The sequence below is a fragment of the Chryseobacterium paridis genome (assembly GCF_016595215.1).
GTDB classification, from domain to species: Bacteria; Bacteroidota; Bacteroidia; order Flavobacteriales; family Weeksellaceae; genus Chryseobacterium; species Chryseobacterium paridis.
In genome coordinates this window covers 2,322,262-2,344,958 of sequence record NZ_JAENHK010000010.1, presented here as the reverse complement: position 1 = coordinate 2,344,958, position 22,697 = coordinate 2,322,262, and the positions used below count along the sequence as shown (strand labels likewise).

Sequence of the window (22,697 nt, the reverse complement as noted above, 5' to 3'; positions counted from 1 at the left end):
ACTAATTTCAAGAATATTACCGTTTTTATTAATTTAAAAAAAAACTAAACAATTATGATTACGAATTTTAAATGGAATGAATTAAGCAGAGATACACTTAAAAATCTGCTTGCAGGATCTCCCGGAGACCCTGCCTATTGTATTTCAGACACTGGTCCCGGAGAAGGAGGATGTAACCCAGGTTATATCTGTGAAAACGGTCGCTGTGTTCCATATAACCCATCTGGTGGTGGTACTGGCGGAGGAGGTACAGGAGGAGGTACAACTGGTCCGATGCATACCTGCTACTGTGGAACCTACTCTTATGTAACTTCTGACCCATGTCCATATACATGCTTTAGTGACTACTAAACTTAATCAACTAAAAATATTCTAAAATGAAAAAGACTAATTCACCATTACGCACTATACGAAAAATAGAGCGTCAAGAGCTTAAAACTCTAAAAGCCGGAGGCGCTATTCGTGACAGAGTATGCTGTACTTCCAACGAAGATAATCAATGTTGTGAATGGGCTACTGATATATGGAATTGCAGATATATTTATTGCTAACCCATAAAGTGTCTTATTAATATGACAAAAAATGGCCGGAAATTATTTTTCGGCCATTTCTTGTGATCTCACTTTATGCTTGTTCTGGAATCCAGACACTGACATTTCCAGCCGGAACCAGGAAATTTCCCCATCCTTTTTCATCAATAATTATCTTTTCCTCAAATCTGCCAAGAAGATCGTAAAAACTTTTTCCAATATATTTTTCACCTACTTCCATAGGTTTGTTGTAAGCATCTTTATTACTCAGAACAACCGCACAACCTATATGTTCATCATCTCCTTCACGAACCCAGCCCAGACAATTAGCATCTTCAAAATAATCTTTTTGTGCACCATAGGCATGTTCCTTTCTTGCCTTCAATAATTCTTCAATTCGATCAACTTTATTCAGGAAAATTTCCTGGTCGTTTCCCTCTCTGTCTTTATCCACATAATGAGCCCCGTATAGATCAGGATAGAATATACATGGATAACCATCCTCTCTCAACAGAATTAAGGCGTAAGCGATCGGTTTGAACCACTCTTCAACAGGAGCTTCAAGATCTTGCAAAGGCTGAGTGTCATGGTTGTCGACAAGGCTTACTGAATGTAAAGGATCTGCCTGGGTTAAGGTTTCATCAAAAATTCTTCTCATATCATAAGATCCTCCTTCTTTGGATGCAGTATGAAAATTGTTTTGTAAAGAACTATCGAATAAACTCATGGCTCCTTCCGTAACTTCGATATATTTCTGAAGTAAATTCAAGTAGCCGGGAGCCCAATATTCCCCAACAGCAAAGATATTTTTTCCAGAGTTAGATCGAATGAGTGTAAGCCATTCTTTATAAAAATCAAATGAAATATGTTTTAAGGCATCCAGCCTTACCCCATCAAAATCGGTTTGATCAAAATACCATTTTGCCCAGGTATTAAGTTCTTCCCGTACAAAAGGGTTACGATGCTCAATGTCGTTATACATCAGGTAATCATAATTGCCTTTTTCATCATCGATCATCTCCTCCCAGTCGTTTCCGTATTCAGACTGTATTTTATAAATATGAGAATCCATGCCTTCTGCATAATCTACACCGCTGAAGCAAGTAGCATTCCATTCAAAATCAGAATACTTTTTGTTTCTTCCGGGAAAGGTAAATTTTGTATAGGACTGTATTTCGATGACATCAGAAATTACTTTTTCCCTGTTGTTCTCATCTACCTTCACCGCTTTTAATGTTTCTAATTCATCTCCGCCAGCTTTGTGGCCCAATACAACATCCACGATCACCTGGATATTATTTTTTTTCAAAGACTGAACAGCACTTATATAATCGTCCTTTGTTCCATATTTGGTGGGAATGCTTCCTTTCTGGTCGAATTCTCCCAGATCGAAAAGATCATAAGCATCATATCCGGTTGAATACCCTCCACTGGTGCCTTTGTAAGCGGGGGGGAACCACACGGAAGTAATTCCTAATTCTGCTAAATAATCGGATTGTTTTTGAGCCTCTTTCCAGAGTGTTTGATTTCCATCTGAGTACCAGTGAAAAAACTGAATCATCGTTGGGTTCATACATTAGAAAATTTAGTTACTACAATGTAGTGAAAATTTCCAACTATGGATTGTTAAATTCCTGAAACGGTATTTTTAGTTGAACTGAAACCTGTTTTTTTTCTTCCGTATTAAGATGGGAGAGAGACAGGCCTAACAGGCGGACGGGTTTATCAAAGGGTCTTAATTCCCATAGCTTTTTTGAGGTTTGAAAATATTCCTCCGCGGAAATATAATAATCCTCTTTTGTTATGCTTCTTGTGAAAAGTGAAAAATCTTTATACTTGATCTTTAAGGTGAGTGTTCTACCGAGAATATTATTTTTTTGCAATCTCTGATGAAGTTCAGCGCTTAAACTTTCTAGTTTTTCGTCAATCTGCTGTTCATCATAAAGGTCCTCAAAAAAGGTTCTTTCAACGGCCACACTCTTTTGAATCCGATGAGGTTTAACTTCAGAATTATGAATACCACGAACAACATTATAATAATGACTTCCCGATTTCCCAAAAAGACTGACCAGTTCGTGAAGTGATTTTTTCTTTAAATCTTTTCCTTTAAAAATTCCTAAAGTGAACATTTTGTTGGCTGTTACTTTTCCTACTCCATAGAATTTTTCGACAGGAAGTTCTTCCAGAAAAGATTCTACCTTATCAGGGTGAATTGTTTTTTGCCCATTGGGTTTATTGATATCTGAGGCTACTTTGGCCAGAAATTTATTGATTGAGATACCTGCGGAAGCTGTAAGACCGGTTTGCTCAAATATTTTCTGGCGTATTTCCCGGGCGATATCATTTGCGGATTCTATGTCTTTTTTGTTCTCCGTTACATCCAAATAGGCTTCATCTAAGGAAAGCGGCTCTACCAGATCCGTATATTCATAAAAGATCTCTCTGATCTTTCTCGAGATTTCTTTATATCGGGCAAAACGGGGTGGAACAAAGATCAGATGCGGGCATTTTTCTCTTGCTGTTTTACTGGGCATAGCAGAACGTACTCCATATTTTCTGGCTTCATAGCTTGCAGCAGAAACTACTCCCCGGTGTTCACCTCCCACTGCGACCGGCTTTCCCCGAAGTGCAGGATTATCATGCTGTTCTACAGATGCATAAAATGCATCCATATCAACATGAATAATTTTGCGAATGGGTAAAGAAAAATCCATATCACAAAGATATGGATTCATTTATTTCTATTTTTGGATAGATTAATGTTAATTTTTTAATCTCATGGTAAGAAGCAAAGGTTCAAAACCTACTTTTTCATAGGCTTTTACTGCTGATTCATTTTGATCATATACATCAAGCCTTATCTCGGACATTCCTTTTTCCTTTGACCATTCAATCAGTTTTTCTGTAATGGATCGATTGATTCCTTGTCCTCTGTATTCAGGTTTTACATACATAAATCCCAGATAGGCATATTTTTTAAAAACAGTATAGTCTTTTTCAGCCTGCTTAATTAGGGCATAACCAGATGCAACAATTTCATGATTCTGTTCAGCGACTATTAAAATAGCATCTTCGGAACTCATCAAAGAAGGTAAATCATAATAATGAATTTCGCCTTCGATCAGCGTTTTATTATAAGGTCTTTCTGCTAAAACAACACCCTGCTCGAATTCTAAAAGAGTTTCCAGATCTTCTTTTGTTGCTTCTCTTATAGTCATAGTGTTTGTTATTTCTATTGCAAAAGTTTATTGATAGTAGCTTGAATTTCAGGATCCTCCGGAGAAATTGCATAATATTTTGCAATCGCTGATTTTTGGTCAATCACCATATATCTTGGGATCCAGTTCAGGTCAATATAATTATTGAAATCATTTTTCCATCCTGAAGCAAACCAGTAATTCTCTTTATCTTTCATATCAAATCTTTCAAGGCTTTTATCAAAACCTTCTTTTGATCTTTCTAACGAAAGGAATACGAAGTTTATATTCGGATTATTTTTCTCAAGTTCCTGAGCTTTTGGAAGTGCTTTTAAGCAGTCTCTGCACCATCCTGCCCAAAAATCAATTACCACAATCTTACCTTTATTTTGATTCAGGATATCCTGTATGGTAACACTTTTTCCATCTTCATTTTCAAGCTTTTGTTGTAAAGCTTCTTTAGAAAAACTAGTTTTAAGTACCTTTGGAACCTCTTGAGAATAAAACATTCCAAAGCTTCCCAGCATAAAAAATAATAATAGCTTTTTCATTATCAATTTCATTTTTTTATAAATCTAAACAATACAACGAAGTTATGAATTGCTTTTGTATTAATTAGCAAAAATTTAAAGGATTGAAAAATTCGATAGATAATTATTGATAGTTTTTAACCAGGCCTTTTACTACAGTAATTACATTAGGCATTGCTTTGTTGGCTGCATTCAGGACTTCTTCATGAGAAACGGCAAAGGAAATATCCGGTCCTCCGAGATCAGTAATTACAGAAATGCAAAAAACATCCATATTCATATGTTTAGCCACAATCACTTCAGGAACAGTACTCATTCCCACCATGTCTCCACCCATGGCTTTTATCATTCCATATTCAGCGGGTGTTTCAAAGGTTGGACCCTGTAGAGCCAAATAAACTCCCTGATGGATGGTAATATTATTTTCGGAAGCTGCTTTTTCAGCAATGGCGATCATTCTTTTGTTGTAAGACTCGCTCATATCAACAAATCTTGGTCCTAATTCGTCAATGTTTTTTCCGCGAAGAGGATGTTCAGGCATCATATTGATGTGGTCTTTTACAATAGCAATATCTGCGACTCTATAATTGGGATTTATTCCACCCGAAGCATTTGAAAGAAGAAGGTTTTTAATACCGAGTAAATGAAAGACTCTGATTGGGAATACCACTGTATCCATCGAATAGCCTTCATAGTAATGAAAACGACCACTCATCATCAATACTTTTTTACCCTCTAAAATCCCGAAAATTAATTGCCCGCCATGACCGACAACAGTCGTTTGAGGAAAGTTGGGAATATCTTTGTATTCTAATATATGAATAGGCTGAACTTCATCCTTAAGTTTTCCCAATCCGGAACCCAAAACAATAGCAAAATCCGGAGTGTCCTGAATAATATCTTTAATGAAATTAGCAGTTTCTCTAATTTTTTCTAACATAATCTAAGATGATTTGGTTAAACTCTTCCTTTTTATCAATGATCACATTGATAGGCCAGTAGTAAACAATATCTCTAAGATAGTCAAAGCTTTTTAAACGAACATAATCTTTCTCTGTGGTTAAGATTAATTTATATTCGCCTAGTTTTTTATATTCTGCTACAATTTTTTTGATGTCATCATCAGAGAAGTTATGATGATCTCTGAATTTCAGATGTTTTACTCTATGTGAAAATTTTGCTAAATGTTCCAACAGAGGTTTTGGATTGGCAATACCCGTAATTAAAAGGATATCATAATAATTAAGGTTGTTGTCAGGAAGCATTTTCTCTTTCCCGTACACATTTTCATCATATCCAATGGATGAAAAAAATACCTTCTGATAACGGTCGGGTCTTATTCTTGAAATATAGTACTGTTTGGTCTCCTCTGTCAATTCATCGGGACATTTGCTGACCATAATGATATCAGCTCTTTTTACTCCCGCTCTCGACTCTCTTAAGTCTCCTCCCGGAAGAAGGTGGTCCTTAAAATAAGGATCGTTGAAATCCGTCATTAAGATATTGAATCCTGCTTTGATTGCTCTGTGCTGTAATGCATCATCAAGAACCAGAACATCCAGATCCATATCTTCAATCACTTTTTTAGCACCAGGTACTCTTTCCTCAGAAACGGCAATGACAAAACGATTTTTAAAACGTTCAAACAGCTGCATCGCTTCATCACCCACCATTTTGTAGTTGCTGTCATAATTCGTTATCTCATATCCTTTTGTCAGTCTTCCATAACCACGTGAAAGGACTCCGGTTCTGTAATGTTTGGATAAGTATTGGGCAAGGTACATCACCATTGGTGATTTTCCACTTCCGCCAACAGACAAATTACCGACATTAATTATCGGAGTTTTGAATTTCGTAGATTTAAAGATCCCCAGATCATACATTGTGTTTCGGATACCCGTTACCAAATGATAACCTACAGAGAAGGGATAAAGGTACCATCTTTTCATACGATTGCAAAAATAGTAATTTTTAAGAGGATTTGGCTGAATATTCTCAATGACTTTTCAACAAATATTTCATAAAATTAAAGTATTTTTGTGGAGTTATTCTATTACATTGAGGTACTTCATAGAGTTTTCTTACAACGGTAAAAATTATTTCGGTTATCAGATCCAGCCGGATGCTAATTCTGTACAGGAAGAATTGGAAAAAGCGCTTTCGACAATTTTAAGAGATGAGATCAAAATTACGGGTGCCGGAAGAACAGATACCGGTGTTCACGCAAAAAAAATATATGCTCACTTTGATACAGAAGTAGCTTTTAATGATCAGCTTGGCCATAAGCTGAATAGTTTCCTGCCACCGGATATTTCCATTAAAAGGATTTTCCCGGTAAAAGATGATTTTCATGCCCGCTTTGATGCGACTTACAGAACGTACGAATATTATATTTCTTTAGAAAAAAATCCTTTCACATTAGAATCTGCATGGCAACATTGGAGAAGGTCCTTAAATATGGATGCTATGAATGAGGCTTGCAAAATTTTATTTGAATATGAAGATTTTACAAGTTTTGCCAAAGTAAAAACGGACAACAAAACCAATATCTGCAAAATATATAAAGCAGAATGGGAGCAGAATGGGAGTGAACTGAAATTTACCGTTTCTGCGAATCGTTTTCTTAGAAATATGGTAAGAGCAATTGTCGGAACGATGGTAGAAATTGGTGCCGGAAAGCTAAAGCCTGAAGACTTAAGAAATGTGATTGAAGATAAAAACCGGAATTCAGCGGGGACTTCTGCTCCGGCGCAAGGGCTGTTTCTTGTGGATGTTGGTTACGACTTTTAAAAAACAATAATAGCTATGTTGTCAATTTTTATTCTTATCGGAGCCTACAGATACTATGCAAGGCTGGCTGAAAGATTTGGAAAAACCAAGTGGCACTTTGGTCTTTTGGGTATTGGAATTTATCTGGGCTTTCAGGTGGTATTTCTTATGGGGTACGGATTTTATGTTGGATTGACAAGCCATGGCTCACTGGAAGATAATAATTTCAGTGGATTTACTTTGATAAATGTGATGAGCTGGGTGCTTGCGATAGTTGCAGTTTGGGGAGTTTATCAGCTTCTTGAGAAAAAATTTAAGAAAGAAAATATTCAGAAACCTAGTCTGGAAATTGAAGAGATAGGGGTGAAAGAAAACCTATAAAAGCTTTTCTGTTTTTAATTTATTCCATCATTCATTCCGATGTGTGAGCCTCAATTTTTATAGAAGTATATTCATATTTTAAATAACAGGTATCTGAAATTTTCTATTACTATTTGAATAAGTTGTTCTGACTTTCAAATTATAAAGTGTTATTTTTGCAAGGAATTTAAATTAATTCTTTTCTTCAATTTGAACAATGAAAAAACAAGATACCTGGGGAATTATTAAAAGACTCTTCTTTATCGGGATGAAATTCCGATCTTGGTTTATTCTTACTCTAATAATTTCTGTTATATTATCCATAGTTTCTACCTACAGACCTTATCTTACAATGGAAGTTGTAGATAATGACATCACGAAACTGCAAGATAAGGCTTTGATGATGAAGCATATCTATATACTTGTGGGGTTGGTTTTCGCTGAAACTATTTTAAATTTCTTTTTAGTGTATTTCTCCAATTATATTTCTCAGAATGTAATCAGAGATATAAGGGAAAGGTTATATGCTAAACTTATTTACTTCAGAACATCATTTTTCGATAAAACACCAATTGGTCAGCTCGTAACCCGTGCAGTAGGTGATGTGGAAACGATTGCTACTGTTTATACGGATGGCTTCCTGATGGTTTTTGGAGATATTCTGAGAATCGTCTTTGTATTGGTAATGATGTTCAGTACCAATGTTCATTTGAGTTATATTACACTTGCGATTCTTCCCTTAATGGTTGTGATCACAAGATTCTTCCAGAAAAGACTTAAAAAAGCTTTTGGAGATGAAAGAACATGGACTGCCAATCAGAACTCTTTTGTTCAGGAGAGATTGGCCGGAATGCCAATTATCCAGGTTTTCAACAGACAGGAAGCTGAGTTTAAAAAATTCGATGAAATTAATATTACGCTGAAGGGAGCATTGTTGAAAACTGTTTTTATCTTTTCATTATTCTTTCCGGTTGTAGAACTTATTTCTTCATTATTTATTGGGTTTATCCTTTTTTATGGAGGGTACATTACGATTAGTGCCGGGGTGGTTATTGCCTTTATTCAGTATATCTCTATGTTGATTCGTCCGTTGAGACAAATAGCGGATCGTTTTAATAATATCCAGCGTGGGATTGTAGGTGCAGAAAGAGTATTGGGCTTAATGGATGAAGATTATGCAATGCCAAATCACGGAACGATCAAAAAAGATCATTTCAAAGGTAAAATAGAATTTAAAGATGTTCGTTTTGCTTATGATGAAAAGCAGGAAGTTTTAAAAGGAATTGACTTTAAAGTAAATCCCGGAGAAACAGTTGCAATCGTTGGAGCTACAGGAGCTGGTAAATCTACGATCATTAGCTTAATTACCAGACTTTATGATATCAATTCCGGACAGATTTTCATTGATGATGTAGAGTTAAAAGACTATGAATTATATAATCTGAGAAGCCATCTTGGAGTTGTATTACAGGATGTTTTCCTTTTCCATGGAAGTATTTTTGAAAACCTTGCATTTGGGGATGATAGCATTACTTTGGAGAAAATAAAAGCTGGTGCCAAAGAAATTGAAGTGGATGAATTTATCGAGCAGCTTCCTGGTGCTTATGACTATGTGGTAAGTGAAAGAGGTTCGTCCATCTCATTAGGTCAGAGACAATTGTTGTCTTTCTTAAGAGCCTATTTATCTAACCCAGAGATTCTGATTCTGGATGAAGCCACATCTTCTATTGACCATGAAAGCGAGAAGTTGATCCAGAGAGCAACTGAGAAGATTACTAAAAACAGAACCTCTATTATTATTGCTCACAGACTTTCAACCATTGAAAAGGCTGATAAGATTATTGTAATGGAGCATGGTAAAATTGTTGAAGAAGGAAAACATATGGAGTTGCTTAACAGAAATGGATATTACTCTACTTTATATAAGGCTCAGCTGAGACATGAGGTGGAGATGGAAGAGGAGAATCAGGCGGCGAAATAGAATGATGGGAGGCGAAAGGGCGAAAAGGCTGAATGGCTGAATTGCAAAATCGCGGAATTGTTAAAGTGTAAAATTGCCTAATTGCTTCAATGTTGTTCCTTTTATAAACATTTTGATTTTCAAATATAGGCTGTTATCGGATGTTTGATCTTTTGGGAAATATAAATTAATCAAGATAAAAAAAGAGAGCTAGTTTAGCTCTCTTTTTGTGTGGTTTAGAATTTTAATTTCTTGGTGATTACTTTTCCATTTTCTTGTGTGGCTTTTACAATCACAACGATATTTTTAGCGTTGATTGGAATGGTAAGCTCTGTAGCCTTGAGGTTGTTTTGGTTAACAAGCATTCTTCCGGAAGCATCGTAGATAACTAATGACGTGATCTTTATGTCACTCTTTATATCCACGGTATTTTCTGTCTGAGAAATAACTGTTTGATTTTCAGTTACGTTTTTAGTAGCTAAAGTTCTAGGTGTAATGATCACAGAGTAATCTTCTACCTGTCCATATTTTGGAGTTGAACACGAAGTTACAGCTGTTCCGTTGTATTCTCCAATCACTCTCATTCTTAAAGCAGTATTTACAACTGCGTTTGAAGGTGGAGTAACAGAAGCGGAAGCGGTAGATCCATTTGCTATATTGCTTTGGTTGAGAACCAATTCTGTAGTTTCATTGAATTGTCCATCGTTATTATAGTCAATATATACTTTTATGATGTGTGGATTGCTGGTTCCGGGAGCAACGGTAAGGCTTGTTGAAGTGCCTGAAGGGATTGTTGTTTTGGAAACACCTAAACAATAAGTTCCTGTAAAGTTTTCATAAAAATTATTAGCTGCAGCTTTATAATTCGGGGAATAATTATTAATGCTTCCGAATTTAACTGATGTAATTCCAATATTGAAATTTCCCGGATTGGTAATCGTTGTAGGAACACAAGCCGTTGTTAATGAAACTGCATTGTTGGGAGTAGTTGCGCCAGCTACAGGAGAATTAATAAGAGACTGTCTGTATTGTAAAAGTTGTGCTGTGGCTCTGTCTGATTGTCCTGGTGTAAATAAATCCCGGAAGCAATAGGTGTAAGACATTACATTTCTTTCTCCTCCTGCATAAGTAAGGCTTGTACATGGATTGATCTGCCCTGTCTGACAAGTATGGGGAACAGATGAGTGATAAAGACTTTTCATAGGTTCTGTATCACATACAAGGTCTCCCTGTAAAGTACAGTCAGTATTGGTAGGGCACGCACCTGTTGAATCATTAAATCCTTCGTGGGTATGACGAAGTCCTAAAGCATGCCCAAACTCATGAGCTAGTGTCTGTGCATTTACTGCTGATGCGCTGGTAGACATGAAAGAATAGTCATTACTTCCTCCAGGATAATACGCAAAACCATTAAGACCTCCTGAGTTGGATGTTAATTTCTTTACAACATAGATGTTGTAGTATTTACTCGTATCCCACATTCCTAAAGCGGTAATTTCAGATGCGGCTACGGCATTGGTTGTGTTATCATTATTTACACCACCACTTACATACTTTGGAAGATGTGATGCATTGATCCTATTGATCCCGTTGGTAGTCGTACAATTGGGGCTGATCTTAGCAAAAACAAATTTTACTGGCAATATGGCACTGGATGATGACATTCCACTAGATGAACTTCCCGAAAATACACCATTGGTATAATTGATCCATGCAATGATATCAGCATCGGATTTATTATTTACTGTTCCTATTGCACTTCCGTCGCCAACTACATGTACAACAACAGGAATTTCATAGACCTGATTTTTATTGATCTTAGACGCTAGTTTTCCGCTCTTGATCAATTTCGATAATTCTAAATTGAAAGCATCATCCTGCGCTTTTTGCTCTGGAAACCTTTCATAATGTTTCCTCATAAGTTCATCGGTTCCGCATTCTAATAATTCGGTTTTCTGTGCATGAAATTGAGTACACGATAACCCCAGAATAATAGAGAGTAATAGTCTTTTCATAATATAATTGTTAGTGGTTTTAATAAAATGTTATTAAATTTAAACAAAAATATCAATAGTGTGGGAAATAATGTAAAATCTCTATAAATTTCTGAAAAATAAAAATACTTGTTGTCGGATCCTTTTATTGATTTTCAAATTTTATTTTAGAAGCCTGGTTTGAAGCCGAATCTCACTCCAAAACTTGGCGGTACTATACCTGAAAATTCTCCCATTGTACTTCTCCAGACAAAATCGACCCTAAATGGACGGATATTTCCATAACCTACATTTTCAATACCAAATCCATACTCACTGTAAACGTTGTTGTGCGGCGCAACATAATCTATAGAAGATTTATTAATCTCAATATTATTTTGAGATATGCTTCCGTACGCAAATCGATAAAAGATCAAGCTTCTCCATTTTAGCTTTTTGATCAGAGGTATTCTGTTAAGAATAAATCCATTGAAATGATGTTCAAAATGTCCCATCATGTAAGTATCTGTAGTAAAGTTATAATAATTAAGCAACGCAAAGGAGTTGGGAACTACAGATAAACTCTGATCAGCTGTTACAGGGCTTAATAATGGAAGCGGGACTGGATTAAAGGTTTTTCCTAATTCTAATGAAGCGTTGAGCACTCCAAAATTGCTTAGAAAGAAGTTTTCTTTAATCAATAATTGAAGTTTATTATAATTGAAATCGCTGTTCATTAAGCCTTTATAGCCTTTAGTATATTTTAGAAGGAAGGTTGGATAGGGGAGCTTTCCAAATTTCTGTTCCACGCCATATCCATATACATTTCTGCCGGGTGTGTACGTTACAGAAATATTTGTTGCAAAATCGGTAAGCTTATTTTGGATCTCAGAACTATTAGGTAGTGTATAATTCATTGAGAATAATTTGGGATCGGCTGATTCTATTTGTTGATGGACTCCGGATATATTAATATGCAGGTTGTTATTTATGGCCCAGTCAAAATTAATCGTATTTCTCATCACATTCGATAAATAGTAGTTTTCCCCACGTCGTATCAGTGAATTGGCATTGGAACTTTTAGGCAATAGATCACTAGGGGAGATCAGCCTGCTGGCCAATTGTAAATTGTCTCTGAGGTGAGATGCTCCAAGTACGATTCTGGGCTGTGAGCTCAGTAAATAAATTCCTTCTATGCCGTATTTAAATTTACGATCGTCAACTCCATATACTCCATAAAAATTAAACCGAAGCTTATCATCCTCTGTTTTATAAGTTCGAAATCCCATGCGTAATCGCAAGCCTTCTATATTATTACTGGAAACCGTTTTCCACAATGATCCTGTTTGTAACCCTTTAAAGACATCCACATATCCGGTGGAAGCAATGGTTATTATATTAGTGATCCTATTAATTTTTTTATTTGATTTTAAACCCTGAATGATTTTTAAAGTTTCTTCTGTATCCTCGCTTGCTCCGGAAGAAGTTTTCCAGTATTCATCTGGTTTTTCGAACTGATCTGATCTCGTTTGAACAATGATCTGCTGATAAAATGCATCATCATGGGGCTGATCTAAAAGGTATTCATAATCGTTGATTTCCTTTTTTACATAGACTCCCATTTCGTCTTTTCTTTTTGAGAACAGGGTGAAGTTGCCTTCATACTGACTTTTACCAGGAAGATAGAAATCGTCTTTTACTTCTGTATAATGTTTTTCTATAGAAAAATCCCGAACGAGACTCATATTAATTTGTCTCGTTGTTTTCATCCAGATATCAGTTACCGCAAATATTCCATCCACTACTTTAAAACGACCCTGGAAGAGAAGGTCTCCCGAATTGAGGGGAAAGAAATGGATGGTATACACCATATGGCCTCCTTCATTAACCGAATCTTTGAGAGCATATTGATAAACTCCATATCCTCTTGATGATAATGGACTGACAAAAGATTTATCAAGAATTCTGATGTCGTCTTCATAAGGATTGATCTCATTAAAGACCTGGCTGAATCTCTCCACTCCGAATCCTCTTCCTACCTCATTGAGTCCCGATTTTCTTTCACCTTCTGTATCGATTCTTTCTCTGTTCTTTTTTCCATAGATCCTCTCACTAAGTTCATTCATAAATACAGGGATGGCTATCTTTTCTTCTGCCTGTTCATCTTTTGCTAAAACTTTACGCAGCGTTTTATACTCATCTCCCAATACTTTTTTAGCTAAAATACTATCCATGTTATTGAGACCCATGTTTATTGAAGTGTATCTGTGGTAATCATAGGATTCTAGAGAATGGATATCATTTCTTTCCTTGTTTTTCCATATTCCCTGAAGTATTTTGTAAGCTGGATTTTCTTTTTTTGATAACTTTTTCTTGGACTTTCCTACCAGAGTGATTTCCTGTAAAGCTTTTTCTGAGTTGAGGCGTATTTCAATATTCCTGTTCACACGACGGTCAAGAGGGATTTCTCTTACTAAATGTTTTTTTTCATAGGTGACCACAAGCGTAGAGTGTTCCTGTTCTGAAGACAACAAAAATTTTCCCTTTTCACTGCTTAATGTACTGATGGCTGTTCCTTTGAATGATATTTTAACAGAATCTACTGGTCTGTCCAATTCATCATATACAATACCCTTTACCTTCGTTTGGGAATAGGATAGCATAAAAATAAAAGTAAATAGGAAACTTAATTTCTTTTTCATTATTTAAAAAAATGCGTTTTTAATTAAAATGTATCAAAGGTTGTCTTTTTAAATTTTTCTATTGTTTTAGCTATTAACGATAAATGATTCATTTTATGCGTAAATTCTATTTCCCTAATTGTTCTGTATTTTGAAAGAATAATATCAAAAAGCAATTTTTCAAATAGCCAATGAACAATTTGGTTTTTCATCTGATTTTAGAATTTAAAGCCTATACTAAAATAAGCTCTCCAGATACTGAGCGCATCATTCCTTGATACGTTAATATTGATGGGACCTAAAATGGATTCATAACCTAGATTTAGCCCATAACCGATTAGTTTTTCGTTGCTTTTAAAAGGGGAAAGCTCATCACTTATGGAAGCATAATGAAATGAAGGAGTAAGGTAAATCCTGTGATAAATTCTGTATTGAACTTCCAATCCAAGTTTAGCGATAGAATTCATCGGAACTTCTTTTTGTCTGAAACCATTAAACTCAGGATTCATACCATCAAAATTATATTCACTTCCTCCGAGATTGAATTTTTGATTCAGAAAGAGATAAGGAATTCCTTCTGAAGATCCTAGCGTTTGAGGAGCGAAGTTGGTTCCTAAAAAGGCGTTGGCTTTTACAGATATTCTTTTATTTATGGGTACAATATAGTTTTCATTAAGCGTGAGGCTTATCAGGTTTTTTGGCTTATAATATCCTTCGGTTCCCGGATTTAAATAATCATACAGCTGGGGTTGTATTTCCTGTAGATTATATAAATCATATTGATCTCCAAAATAATACTTTGTAATGAACTGTAAATTATTTCCTGAAGTAGGGTAATACCTTGTATTGAAGCTATTTTGGTTGAATTTAAAATATAAATCCAGATTGGTGTGATAGTATACTTTTTTACTGTATAGATCGGTGAAAGTCTGACTTATTTTGTCAACAGATCTGTTTAATTTCTCCGCATTGAATTCTAATCCGAATGAGGCCATAGTATTTGGATGGAGCGAATAATTAATAGCGGTATTGGCCTTAATATTTCTATAAATATAATTGGGGAAAAACAGATTGTTTTCGATATCATTATCTCCGGAAAACCTTAAGAGAAGGTCATTACTTTTTAAAAAGGAAATATTTCCTTCCATACTTATCCACCAACGGTAATCGGTATCCAGAAATTTCTGGAATTGTAAACGGGCTTTGAAACGTTCGGAAATATCTACCGTAGCAAGAGCACGAAACTTAGCTTCTGCATAATCTCTGTACGTATAATTAAGAATAATCCCTACAGATTGTTCATTATCATAGTGCAAGGCTAATTTCAAATTTCCAGGTGCTGCTCTTTTTACAAAAATATTCATGATCAGTCCCTGTTCAGAATCTGTATAGGTGTAATATACCCTGTCATATTGTCTTACACCAAAAACCCTGTCTATAGCTGCATTAATGGTTTTTGCATCATAATAAACACCTTCTTTCAATCCCATCAGGCTTCTTATAGCTTCGATCTCCGCAGGGTTATTGATAGGAGTGCCATTATCCTCACTGTATGTAAATCGTATTGTTGGTTTTTTTTCCTCCTCGATAAGTTTGTGATCATAAATAATCCCCAATTTTCGCTGTTCATTAGCAAGAGCTATAAATTCCGGGAGATGTTTTTTCGCCTCAGCTTCACCTATTTTAATAATCTCTCTGTACTTTCTGAAATCCTTTGTAGTATAATCATTGAGTGGGGTTACAAAATCTACCAGAATATCAGACATTTTCTTTTGTTCATTAAAGTCCTGAACCGAATGGAATGCATGTGTTTGGTAAATCATTTTCATAGGATTCTTGATCTCCTCCTTTGTGAAAAGCCTAAACCCTGTGTAACCGCCAATAATGTAATCGGCTCCCATATCTTTAACTTCTTTAACAGGGAAATTTCGATCCAGACCACCGTCTACCAGTAGTTTTCCGTCAATATAAACTGGAGCAAAAGCTGCTGGAATGGCCAATGTGGAACGAATAGCCAATGCTAAAGACCCTTTTTTTTGCATTACCAACCCTCCATTTACAATATCGGATGAGGTTAATTGTACAGGAATCTGGAGTTTGCTAAAATCGTTGACATGCTTAGCGGGAAAAGTTAATGTATTCAAAACTTCACCCATGTACTGGCCTTCTATATACGAGCTGGGCAAAGAAGGTTTCCCATTGATAACCGGGAATTCAAGAATGTATTTATTGTACTCATCTTTTTCACTTATATTGACTTGATTGTACGGGATTTTATTACTCAGAATCCTTTTCCAGTTCATTCCATACACCATTTTTTTCAGCTGCTCACCATTATATCCCATAGCATACAACCCACCCAGAATACCTCCCATACTGGTACCCGTGATGTAATCTATTTTTATACCCAGAGAATCTATCGTTTTCAAAATTCCAAGGTGTGCGAATCCCTTGGCGCCACCCCCACTGAGCGCTAATCCGAATTTGGTGTCCTTCGTAATAGGTGTTGCCGTTTTTATTGAATCTTGCGCCGAGTATAAAGAAAATATGGATAAAAGAAAGAGAGTGAGAAAATTTTTCATCTGAATTATATTATTTAACAAGTAGTGAAAATGATCATAATGTTACTCATAGATCTCTTATCTTTTTTTGAAACTACAGAATGTGAAATTTTGAACTGTATTAAAAGGAGTTGTATGGTCCGTCGAAATGCATTCTATCTTTTCGAAGCTATTTTCAAATTGTTTTACCATAGATTCCTCATCATATTGTTTAATATCCAATCCGCTGCACTTTGTGGGACCATCTTTTGAAAAAGTACCCAATACCATAAATCCATCAATATTGCTTTCTGCAAGATTTAGGTATTTTGAAATTTGTTCTTCTTGGGTTAAAAAATGAAATGTGGCCCTGTCATGCCATATGTCGTATTGCTGATCAGGCTTGAATTCTGCAATGTCCGTTGCAATGAACGTTATTTTTTCCGCTTTACTTCCCAATCGTGTTTTGGTCTTTTCTAATGCAGCATCGGAAATATCGAGTATTGTAATGTTTTCATATCCTTCATCAAGTAAAAAATCAACAAGGTTACTGTCGCCCCCACCGATGTCAATTATTTTAGCATCTTTTCCAAGCCCAAAAGACCCGATAAAGTCAAGCGAGATCTTAGGTTTTTCCTGAGTCCAGCTTACTTGGTCGGGGGGTTTGGTTGTATATACAGTATCCCAGTGGCTTTTATTCGTTGTTGTATCCATTTGTAAAACAATGTTTTTAACAGCAACTAAATTACAAAAGAGACAACGAAACAAAATATTTTACATCAGTTTTTTTTATTCTTTTAACTGTTTACTGATGTCTTCGAACTTTTTAATCAATTCGTTAAGTTTTGTCTGCTGTTTTTTAACAGTTTTAGGTCTGATGTAAAACCAATTGAATCCTATCCAGATCAGCGTAACAGAATACGCGAAAACGGCCATGAACTTTGTCATCTGGGAAGCGTATTCATACATATAAAGACATATTCCTGTAGACAACATCAGAAAATAGAGACTCACCATTTTTGTTTGAAGGAATCCTTGTTTGCTTTTTAATGTATAAAGGCTTTGCAGGTAATCGGTATTGGTTTGTGTACTGTTTGTTTTGTAAAAGAATGTAAACAGTTTATTGTAAGCAAATAAGTAGATAGCCATTGCTAAAATGACAAGGACAATTCCGATTTTTGTGCTGATAAATTGGGGTTGGTAATGGTACCACACCCAGGCAATAAATAGACTTGTCAACACTAATAAAACATTGGTGATCATTAGTTTCCGCAAGCTCTTATTTTTAAACTGTTTTAATTTATTGAGAAGGTCTTGAAAATTGGGTTCACTGACCTTTTGTTTTTGCCAGATATTTTTAAAATCTATGTTAGTAGGTTCCATGTTCCTTGAACTTTTGTGTTAATTTTTCTTTTATCCTATGAATTTTTACCCTGATGTTGGATTCTGAAAGCCCAACGATATTGGCTATTTCGGCTTGTTTTACTTCTTCTAATTCAAGAGAAATAATAATACGATCAGTTTCAGGTAACTCTGAAATGAACTTGTAGAGAAGCTGGATTTCAGATTCTAAAGACTCTTGTTTTTTCTCTTCCAGATTGATGGGTAGATCAGTTTTTGCAAAGCGTTTTTCTTTTTCAATCTGCCGCAGGCAGTTGTTAGACGCTATTCTGAATATCCATGTTCCAATGCTGGATTCATTTCTGAACTTGGGAAGCTGCTGCCATACGATGATAAAAGTTTCCTGAGCGAGATCCTGTGCTGATTCAGAATCGTTTACATATCCCATGCACAGGCGGAATATTTTTTGCCAATACAAAGCATAGATTTCTTCAAATGCCATTACTTTACTGATAAGAAATTATTCAGTTGAGTGAAATACCATTCTTTATCATCATACATAATGAAGTGTAATCCTTTGTTTGCGTATTGTAGATTTGCATTTTTCATGTTTTTATATTGGTCTTCTATGGCTGGCTTAAAATTAACAAAATATGATTCTAATAAAACAAGTGAAGGACATTGGATCGTTTTTATTTTTTCTCTTAGGTCAGTATTTGAAAAATCACAATACATTTTTGCAAAAGTGGTTCGGTCAGATCGGTCACTCCAGCTAACAACGGTTTCCTGCATTGTAGCGTCAGCTAAAAGCTGTGGAATTGATTTTATCTGCATCTGATGAAACTGTTCGTCGGTCATTGCCGTCATTTTGTTGACCATTGGTGAGCAATCATTATTTTCTTTAGCAGTAAAAGATGGATTCATTAACGCGGCTAAACAAGGGAGGGAATCCACAATGACTATTTTGCCAATTAACCTCGGATAATCTGCAGCAAGAGCGAGAGTCAGGCCTCCTCCCATGCTATGACCAATGATAATGGGTTTTTCAATTTTATTATCGGTGATGTATTCAGCGATTTTACTTTCCCAGTTTTTGAAGGTGGCATCAGGTTGTGGTTTTACTCCTGCGAACCCTGCCATTGTTAATGTGTAACAAGTAAAATTCTTTTCGAATTTTGCTGTTGTTTCTTTCCAGACATCTCCTGACGAAGCAAAACCGGGAATGAAAATTAAAGATTGTTTTCCCTGTCCGGTCTTTTTAACCTCAAATGGGTATGATTTTGTTTGTCCAAATACATTAGCACATAGAGCTAAGAATAATAATATCACGGCTAAAACTGTAAGCTTTCTCATTTTTTCTAAATTTTAATGGTTAATTTGTCTTTTAGATACACCACCTTTTAAAATGTTACAAAATTTTTAAATAAATTTTGAAAATGATGAGAAAGACGCATGAATACTGGGTTTTTTGAAGGTGATTAAAATGGAATAACGGGCTTGAATATCGCTTTGTCCTCATTTCCTGAGGGTTAACTTTAATTTTTTTTCAATTATTATGCTATCCCTATCATAATAGGTATAGTTTTTGCAACGTATAGAAATTAATAAAATTTTAGTGAAACCTGTTGTTTGTATTTGAAAATTCACTAAATTTAGTAGGAATTTAGAACAGCCCCTTTGAAATGATAGGGGTGTTATAAATAAAGTAGTCGTTTTTTAATTAAATCCAAAAATATCAATGAATAATATACAAGATGAATTTCAGGTCCTAAAGGACGAGTTGAGAAAATTGAATATCGAAGTAAAGAAAGTAGTAAAAGTAGGGAATGGAAGTATGGACTTCCATGAAGTATTCTATAAATCTCCAAGATATGAAGAGGTAAAGACCATTTATGTGCAGCGTCACAACTTAGATGACCTCATTGTCAAATTCAGACAAGCTTATAGCTAACTATAATAAAAGACGCGCCACAGAATTTCTGTGGCGCGTCTTATTAATGGTCAGTATTTTTTAATCTTTATTCAATGCTGAGTTTTCTTTTGTGTCTTTCATTCGTGCATAAACAACCAATGAAAAGAATATACATGCCGTAATATACCAGTAAAAGTAAGATTCCATATTCGCTTGTTTAAGCCAAAGCGCAATATATTCTGCTGTTCCTCCAAAAATAGCTACTGTTAAAGCATAGGGCAGACCTACTCCAAGTGCGCGGACTTCTGATGGAAATAATTCTGCTTTTACCACTGCATTAATGGAAGTGTAGCCACTTACAATAATCAGTGCAGCCATAATGAGAAAGAATGCTCCCCACATAGAAGTAGTGGTGCTTAGTGCCGTAAGAAGAGGTACGGTACAAAGAGTTCCCAAAATTCCAAATCCTAAAAGTAATGGCCTTCTGCCAATTCTATCCGATAATCCTCCAAATACAGGCTGAAGACAAGCAAAAATAAATAATGAAACAAAAGAGATAAGTGTTGATTGTTCTTTTGATAGGTGTACCGTATTCACCAGGAATTTCTGCATATAAGTCGTATACGTATAGAAAGCCAGTGTTCCACCTAAAGTTAATCCGACTACAGTAAGAAGGGCTTTAGGATGTTTTAGAAGTTCCTTAATGGTTCCCTTTTTCTTTTCACTAATTTCCTTTTTGTTTTCAAAAGCTTCTGTTTCATGAAGATTCGCGCGTAGATATAATGCGATAACGGATAATGCTGCTCCTATAATAAAAGGTATTCTCCAGCCCCAATCTTCCAGTTGTGCTTCGGTTAATAAGACCTTTTGTAAGATCAATTGGATTCCTAATGCAATTAATTGGCCACCAATCAACGTTACATACTGAAAACTTGAATAGAAACCTCTTCTGTCTTCTGTAGCCATTTCGCTGAGATATGTTGCGGAAACTCCATATTCTCCACCTACACTTAGACCCTGTAACAATCGGGCAATCAAAAGAAGGATGGGTGCTAAAATTCCTATGGTCTCATAGGTTGGCGTAAGGGCAATAAGTAAAGATCCAAATGACATCAGTAAAACGGAAAGGGTCATTGCTCTTTTTCTTCCGATCTTGTCGGCGATACTTCCGAAAAGCCATCCACCGATAGGACGCATCAGGAAACCAACAGCGAATATTCCTGCTGTATTCATCAGCTGTGCATTAAGATCAGAATCCGGGAAAAATGAATTAGAAAAATAGATGGCAAAAGCTGCGTAAGCATACCAGTCATACCATTCTACTAGATTTCCGATAGAACCACCGACAATGGCTTTAATCCTTTGAGCGGTTGTAATTTGAGTAGTATTCATAGGGGGTTAAGATATTAAATTTTTAAAGTATAATTTGTAAGGACAATAAGAATTCTCCTTTTCGGTCAAAAATAGTTTTGGAAACCAGATCATATAAAGGTCTGCTGCTGTATTGTACAACAATTCTTGCATTTTGGCCATACAAGTAGAAATTGGCACCTACATCATAATAGCTTCCACTTTGATTGAGCGCTTTCATATCTTTCAGAGCATAATTGAAGAAAGGCTGTACTTTCAGGATTTTACTGAATTTGGGAAGAACAAATCCTACTTGTGAAAACCAGATATTTCCTGTTCCCATCAGAATTCTGTTATTTCCGGCCCCTTCCAAAGCTCTTTGTCCGGTAAATTGTGGATCCGGGGTTCCTGGATTTAAAAGCCCACTTACTCTTAAGTAGTTCGGTCCATAGTTATAATTATAATAGACGGAGTATAACGTTAATCCCATTTCCTTGTTTTTATTTCCTACCGGGAGTTCCGTGTATACATCGGCTCCAAAAACATTCACATCATGAGATTCAAAAACATTCTCAGTCGGTTGAGATTGGGTGCCGTCTTTCGTACTGTAGAAACCTGCTCCTACATTGAGGACTTTTTTAGCCGCAAGATTATTTCCGGGCAAAAAGGAAGTTACCGTAGTTTCTTTATTAAAAAACTGATAGAATGCATATCCTGAATAAGATAATTTCCCACTCTGGTTATTATCTACAGCTGGTCCTCCAACAGTCGGTTTCAAGTTGGTAGCAAAGGGTTTGTTCACACTGAATCTGTAATTAAGCCGATCAAATTCACCATGTACAAAAACACCAAACTGTCTCGAAAACTGGTCCGCAATCTCGATAGCAGGAAAATTAAAAACAGGAATGTCTCCGGCCAACATTTTTGTTGTGCTTGCATTGGTCAGCCTGCTAACTCCATTCCAAGAGTGAAGTCCTGCCCCGATATATACATTATTCTTATTGGGTTTTCCTGTTTGGAAATCATTTCTGGGAATAATAGCGAGTTCATTATAAGCATCATGAAAAAAGAAAGGGGCTTTTTTTCCAGCTCCATTATTTCCCGTACCGCTTCCACCACCTGAAATAAAAGTCTGATTGTTGATCCCCATTTGTAAAAATATGGAATAAAATGGAGTAAGCTGACTCTGGATCGTTAATCTCATTCTTCGGATTCCGGCATCATACGTTTGGTCCTGAGGAACTCCATTGACTAAAGTTCCCGGGTTATTGTCGATACTGCGAAGCCAGATCTGGCTGGAAATACCAAATTTCAACCATTTATCTCCTTTTGGGTTCAGGTTAATTTTAAGCTCTCCAATGTCCAATGGATTTTTTTCCACAACAGCTTCTTCCGGAGCTTTAGTAGCCTTTAGGCTGTCCTGGCAATAGGTATATTGTATAGCTGCTAAACCAAAAATGATGAAAAGTTTTTTCATTGATGCTTTTATTTGCACCTAAACAATAGATAAATTCTGAAGAAATTCTGAAGTTTTTATTAGAATTAAATATTCAT

General features: G+C 35.8%; 20 protein-coding genes. 5 read left to right on the top strand and 15 right to left on the bottom strand.

Annotated elements, in window-relative coordinates:
- Window positions 1–54: 54 nt before the first annotated feature.
- Entirely contained in the window at window positions 55–351 is a 297-nt protein-coding gene (locus JHL15_RS20030) for a hypothetical protein (protein WP_200248708.1), read from the top strand.
- Between the two features lie 273 nt (window positions 352–624).
- On the opposite strand, the gene JHL15_RS20025 is transcribed toward JHL15_RS20030, so the two are convergent.
- From JHL15_RS20025 to lpxK, 6 genes are all read right to left on the bottom strand, one after another.
- Window positions 625–2,103: an alpha-amylase gene (locus JHL15_RS20025; protein WP_200248705.1), complete on the bottom strand. Its 1,479-nt coding sequence runs from the start codon at window positions 2,101–2,103 to the stop codon at window positions 625–627.
- 43 nt (window positions 2,104–2,146) lie between these two features.
- Entirely contained in the window at window positions 2,147–3,244 is a 1,098-nt protein-coding gene (gene dinB, locus JHL15_RS20020) for a DNA polymerase IV (RefSeq protein ID WP_200249228.1), read from the bottom strand.
- A gap of 48 nt (window positions 3,245–3,292) precedes the next feature.
- On the bottom strand, window positions 3,293–3,748 hold the full coding sequence (locus tag JHL15_RS20015; protein ID WP_200248702.1) for a GNAT family N-acetyltransferase: 456 nt from the start codon (window positions 3,746–3,748) through the stop codon (window positions 3,293–3,295).
- A gap of 14 nt (window positions 3,749–3,762) precedes the next feature.
- The gene (locus tag JHL15_RS20010) at window positions 3,763–4,278 is read right to left on the bottom strand and encodes a TlpA family protein disulfide reductase (protein ID WP_200248700.1); all 516 of its coding nucleotides are present in this window, start codon (window positions 4,276–4,278) and stop codon (window positions 3,763–3,765) included.
- A 103-nt stretch (window positions 4,279–4,381) separates the two neighbouring features.
- Window positions 4,382–5,197 (bottom strand): purine-nucleoside phosphorylase, encoded by an 816-nt coding sequence (locus JHL15_RS20005; protein WP_200248698.1) that lies wholly within the window; start codon window positions 5,195–5,197, stop codon window positions 4,382–4,384.
- On the bottom strand, window positions 5,181–6,206 hold the full coding sequence (gene lpxK, locus JHL15_RS20000) for a tetraacyldisaccharide 4'-kinase (RefSeq protein ID WP_200248696.1): 1,026 nt from the start codon (window positions 6,204–6,206) through the stop codon (window positions 5,181–5,183). Before lpxK ends, JHL15_RS20005 begins: the two co-directional genes overlap by 17 nt.
- Window positions 6,207–6,255: 49 nt before the next feature.
- Here lpxK and truA point away from each other — a divergent pair, with 49 nt between their 5' ends.
- The 3 genes from truA (at window position 6,256) to JHL15_RS19985 (ending at window position 9,367) form a co-directional block, all read left to right on the top strand.
- Window positions 6,256–7,047 carry a tRNA pseudouridine(38-40) synthase TruA gene (gene truA / locus JHL15_RS19995; protein WP_200248694.1) on the top strand — a complete coding sequence of 264 codons (792 nt, stop codon included), beginning with the start codon at window positions 6,256–6,258 and terminating at the stop codon, window positions 7,045–7,047.
- 15 nt (window positions 7,048–7,062) lie between these two features.
- The gene (locus JHL15_RS19990; protein ID WP_200248693.1) at window positions 7,063–7,407 is read left to right on the top strand and encodes a hypothetical protein; all 345 of its coding nucleotides are present in this window, start codon (window positions 7,063–7,065) and stop codon (window positions 7,405–7,407) included.
- Between the two features lie 196 nt (window positions 7,408–7,603).
- Window positions 7,604–9,367, top strand: coding sequence for an ABC transporter ATP-binding protein (locus tag JHL15_RS19985; protein WP_200248692.1), 1,764 nt, complete (start codon window positions 7,604–7,606; stop codon window positions 9,365–9,367).
- Window positions 9,368–9,582: 215 nt separating this feature from the next.
- Here JHL15_RS19985 and JHL15_RS19980 read toward each other — a convergent pair whose 3' ends face one another.
- The 7 genes from JHL15_RS19980 to JHL15_RS19950 form a co-directional block, all read right to left on the bottom strand.
- Window positions 9,583–11,361 carry a GEVED domain-containing protein gene (locus JHL15_RS19980; RefSeq protein ID WP_200248690.1) on the bottom strand — a complete coding sequence of 593 codons (1,779 nt, stop codon included), beginning with the start codon at window positions 11,359–11,361 and terminating at the stop codon, window positions 9,583–9,585.
- Window positions 11,362–11,507: 146 nt separating this feature from the next.
- A complete protein-coding gene (locus JHL15_RS19975; RefSeq protein ID WP_200248688.1) occupies window positions 11,508–14,021 on the bottom strand; it encodes a DUF5686 family protein in 2,514 nt (837 codons plus the stop codon).
- A gap of 197 nt (window positions 14,022–14,218) precedes the next feature.
- On the bottom strand, window positions 14,219–16,582 hold the full coding sequence (locus tag JHL15_RS19970; protein WP_200248686.1) for a patatin-like phospholipase family protein: 2,364 nt from the start codon (window positions 16,580–16,582) through the stop codon (window positions 14,219–14,221).
- Window positions 16,583–16,639: 57 nt separating this feature from the next.
- Complete coding sequence (locus JHL15_RS19965) at window positions 16,640–17,254, bottom strand: class I SAM-dependent methyltransferase (RefSeq protein WP_200248684.1); 615 nt, start codon at window positions 17,252–17,254, stop codon at window positions 16,640–16,642.
- 75 nt (window positions 17,255–17,329) lie between these two features.
- Entirely contained in the window at window positions 17,330–17,923 is a 594-nt protein-coding gene (locus JHL15_RS19960; RefSeq protein WP_200248681.1) for a hypothetical protein, read from the bottom strand.
- Window positions 17,910–18,383 carry an RNA polymerase sigma factor gene (locus tag JHL15_RS19955; RefSeq protein WP_200248678.1) on the bottom strand — a complete coding sequence of 158 codons (474 nt, stop codon included), beginning with the start codon at window positions 18,381–18,383 and terminating at the stop codon, window positions 17,910–17,912. Before JHL15_RS19955 ends, JHL15_RS19960 begins: the two co-directional genes overlap by 14 nt.
- Window positions 18,383–19,234 (bottom strand): alpha/beta fold hydrolase, encoded by an 852-nt coding sequence (locus JHL15_RS19950; protein WP_200248674.1) that lies wholly within the window; start codon window positions 19,232–19,234, stop codon window positions 18,383–18,385. Before JHL15_RS19950 ends, JHL15_RS19955 begins: the two co-directional genes overlap by 1 nt.
- A gap of 385 nt (window positions 19,235–19,619) precedes the next feature.
- Here JHL15_RS19950 and JHL15_RS19945 point away from each other — a divergent pair, with 385 nt between their 5' ends.
- A complete protein-coding gene (locus tag JHL15_RS19945) occupies window positions 19,620–19,832 on the top strand; it encodes a hypothetical protein (RefSeq protein ID WP_089027820.1) in 213 nt (70 codons plus the stop codon).
- A gap of 60 nt (window positions 19,833–19,892) precedes the next feature.
- Here the strand turns inward: JHL15_RS19945 and JHL15_RS19940 are convergent, their stop codons facing one another.
- Complete coding sequence (locus JHL15_RS19940; RefSeq protein WP_200248671.1) at window positions 19,893–21,185, bottom strand: MFS transporter; 1,293 nt, start codon at window positions 21,183–21,185, stop codon at window positions 19,893–19,895.
- Window positions 21,186–21,207: 22 nt separating this feature from the next.
- Window positions 21,208–22,620 (bottom strand): porin, encoded by a 1,413-nt coding sequence (locus JHL15_RS19935; protein WP_200248669.1) that lies wholly within the window; start codon window positions 22,618–22,620, stop codon window positions 21,208–21,210.
- Between the last annotated feature and the right edge of the window lie 77 nt (window positions 22,621–22,697).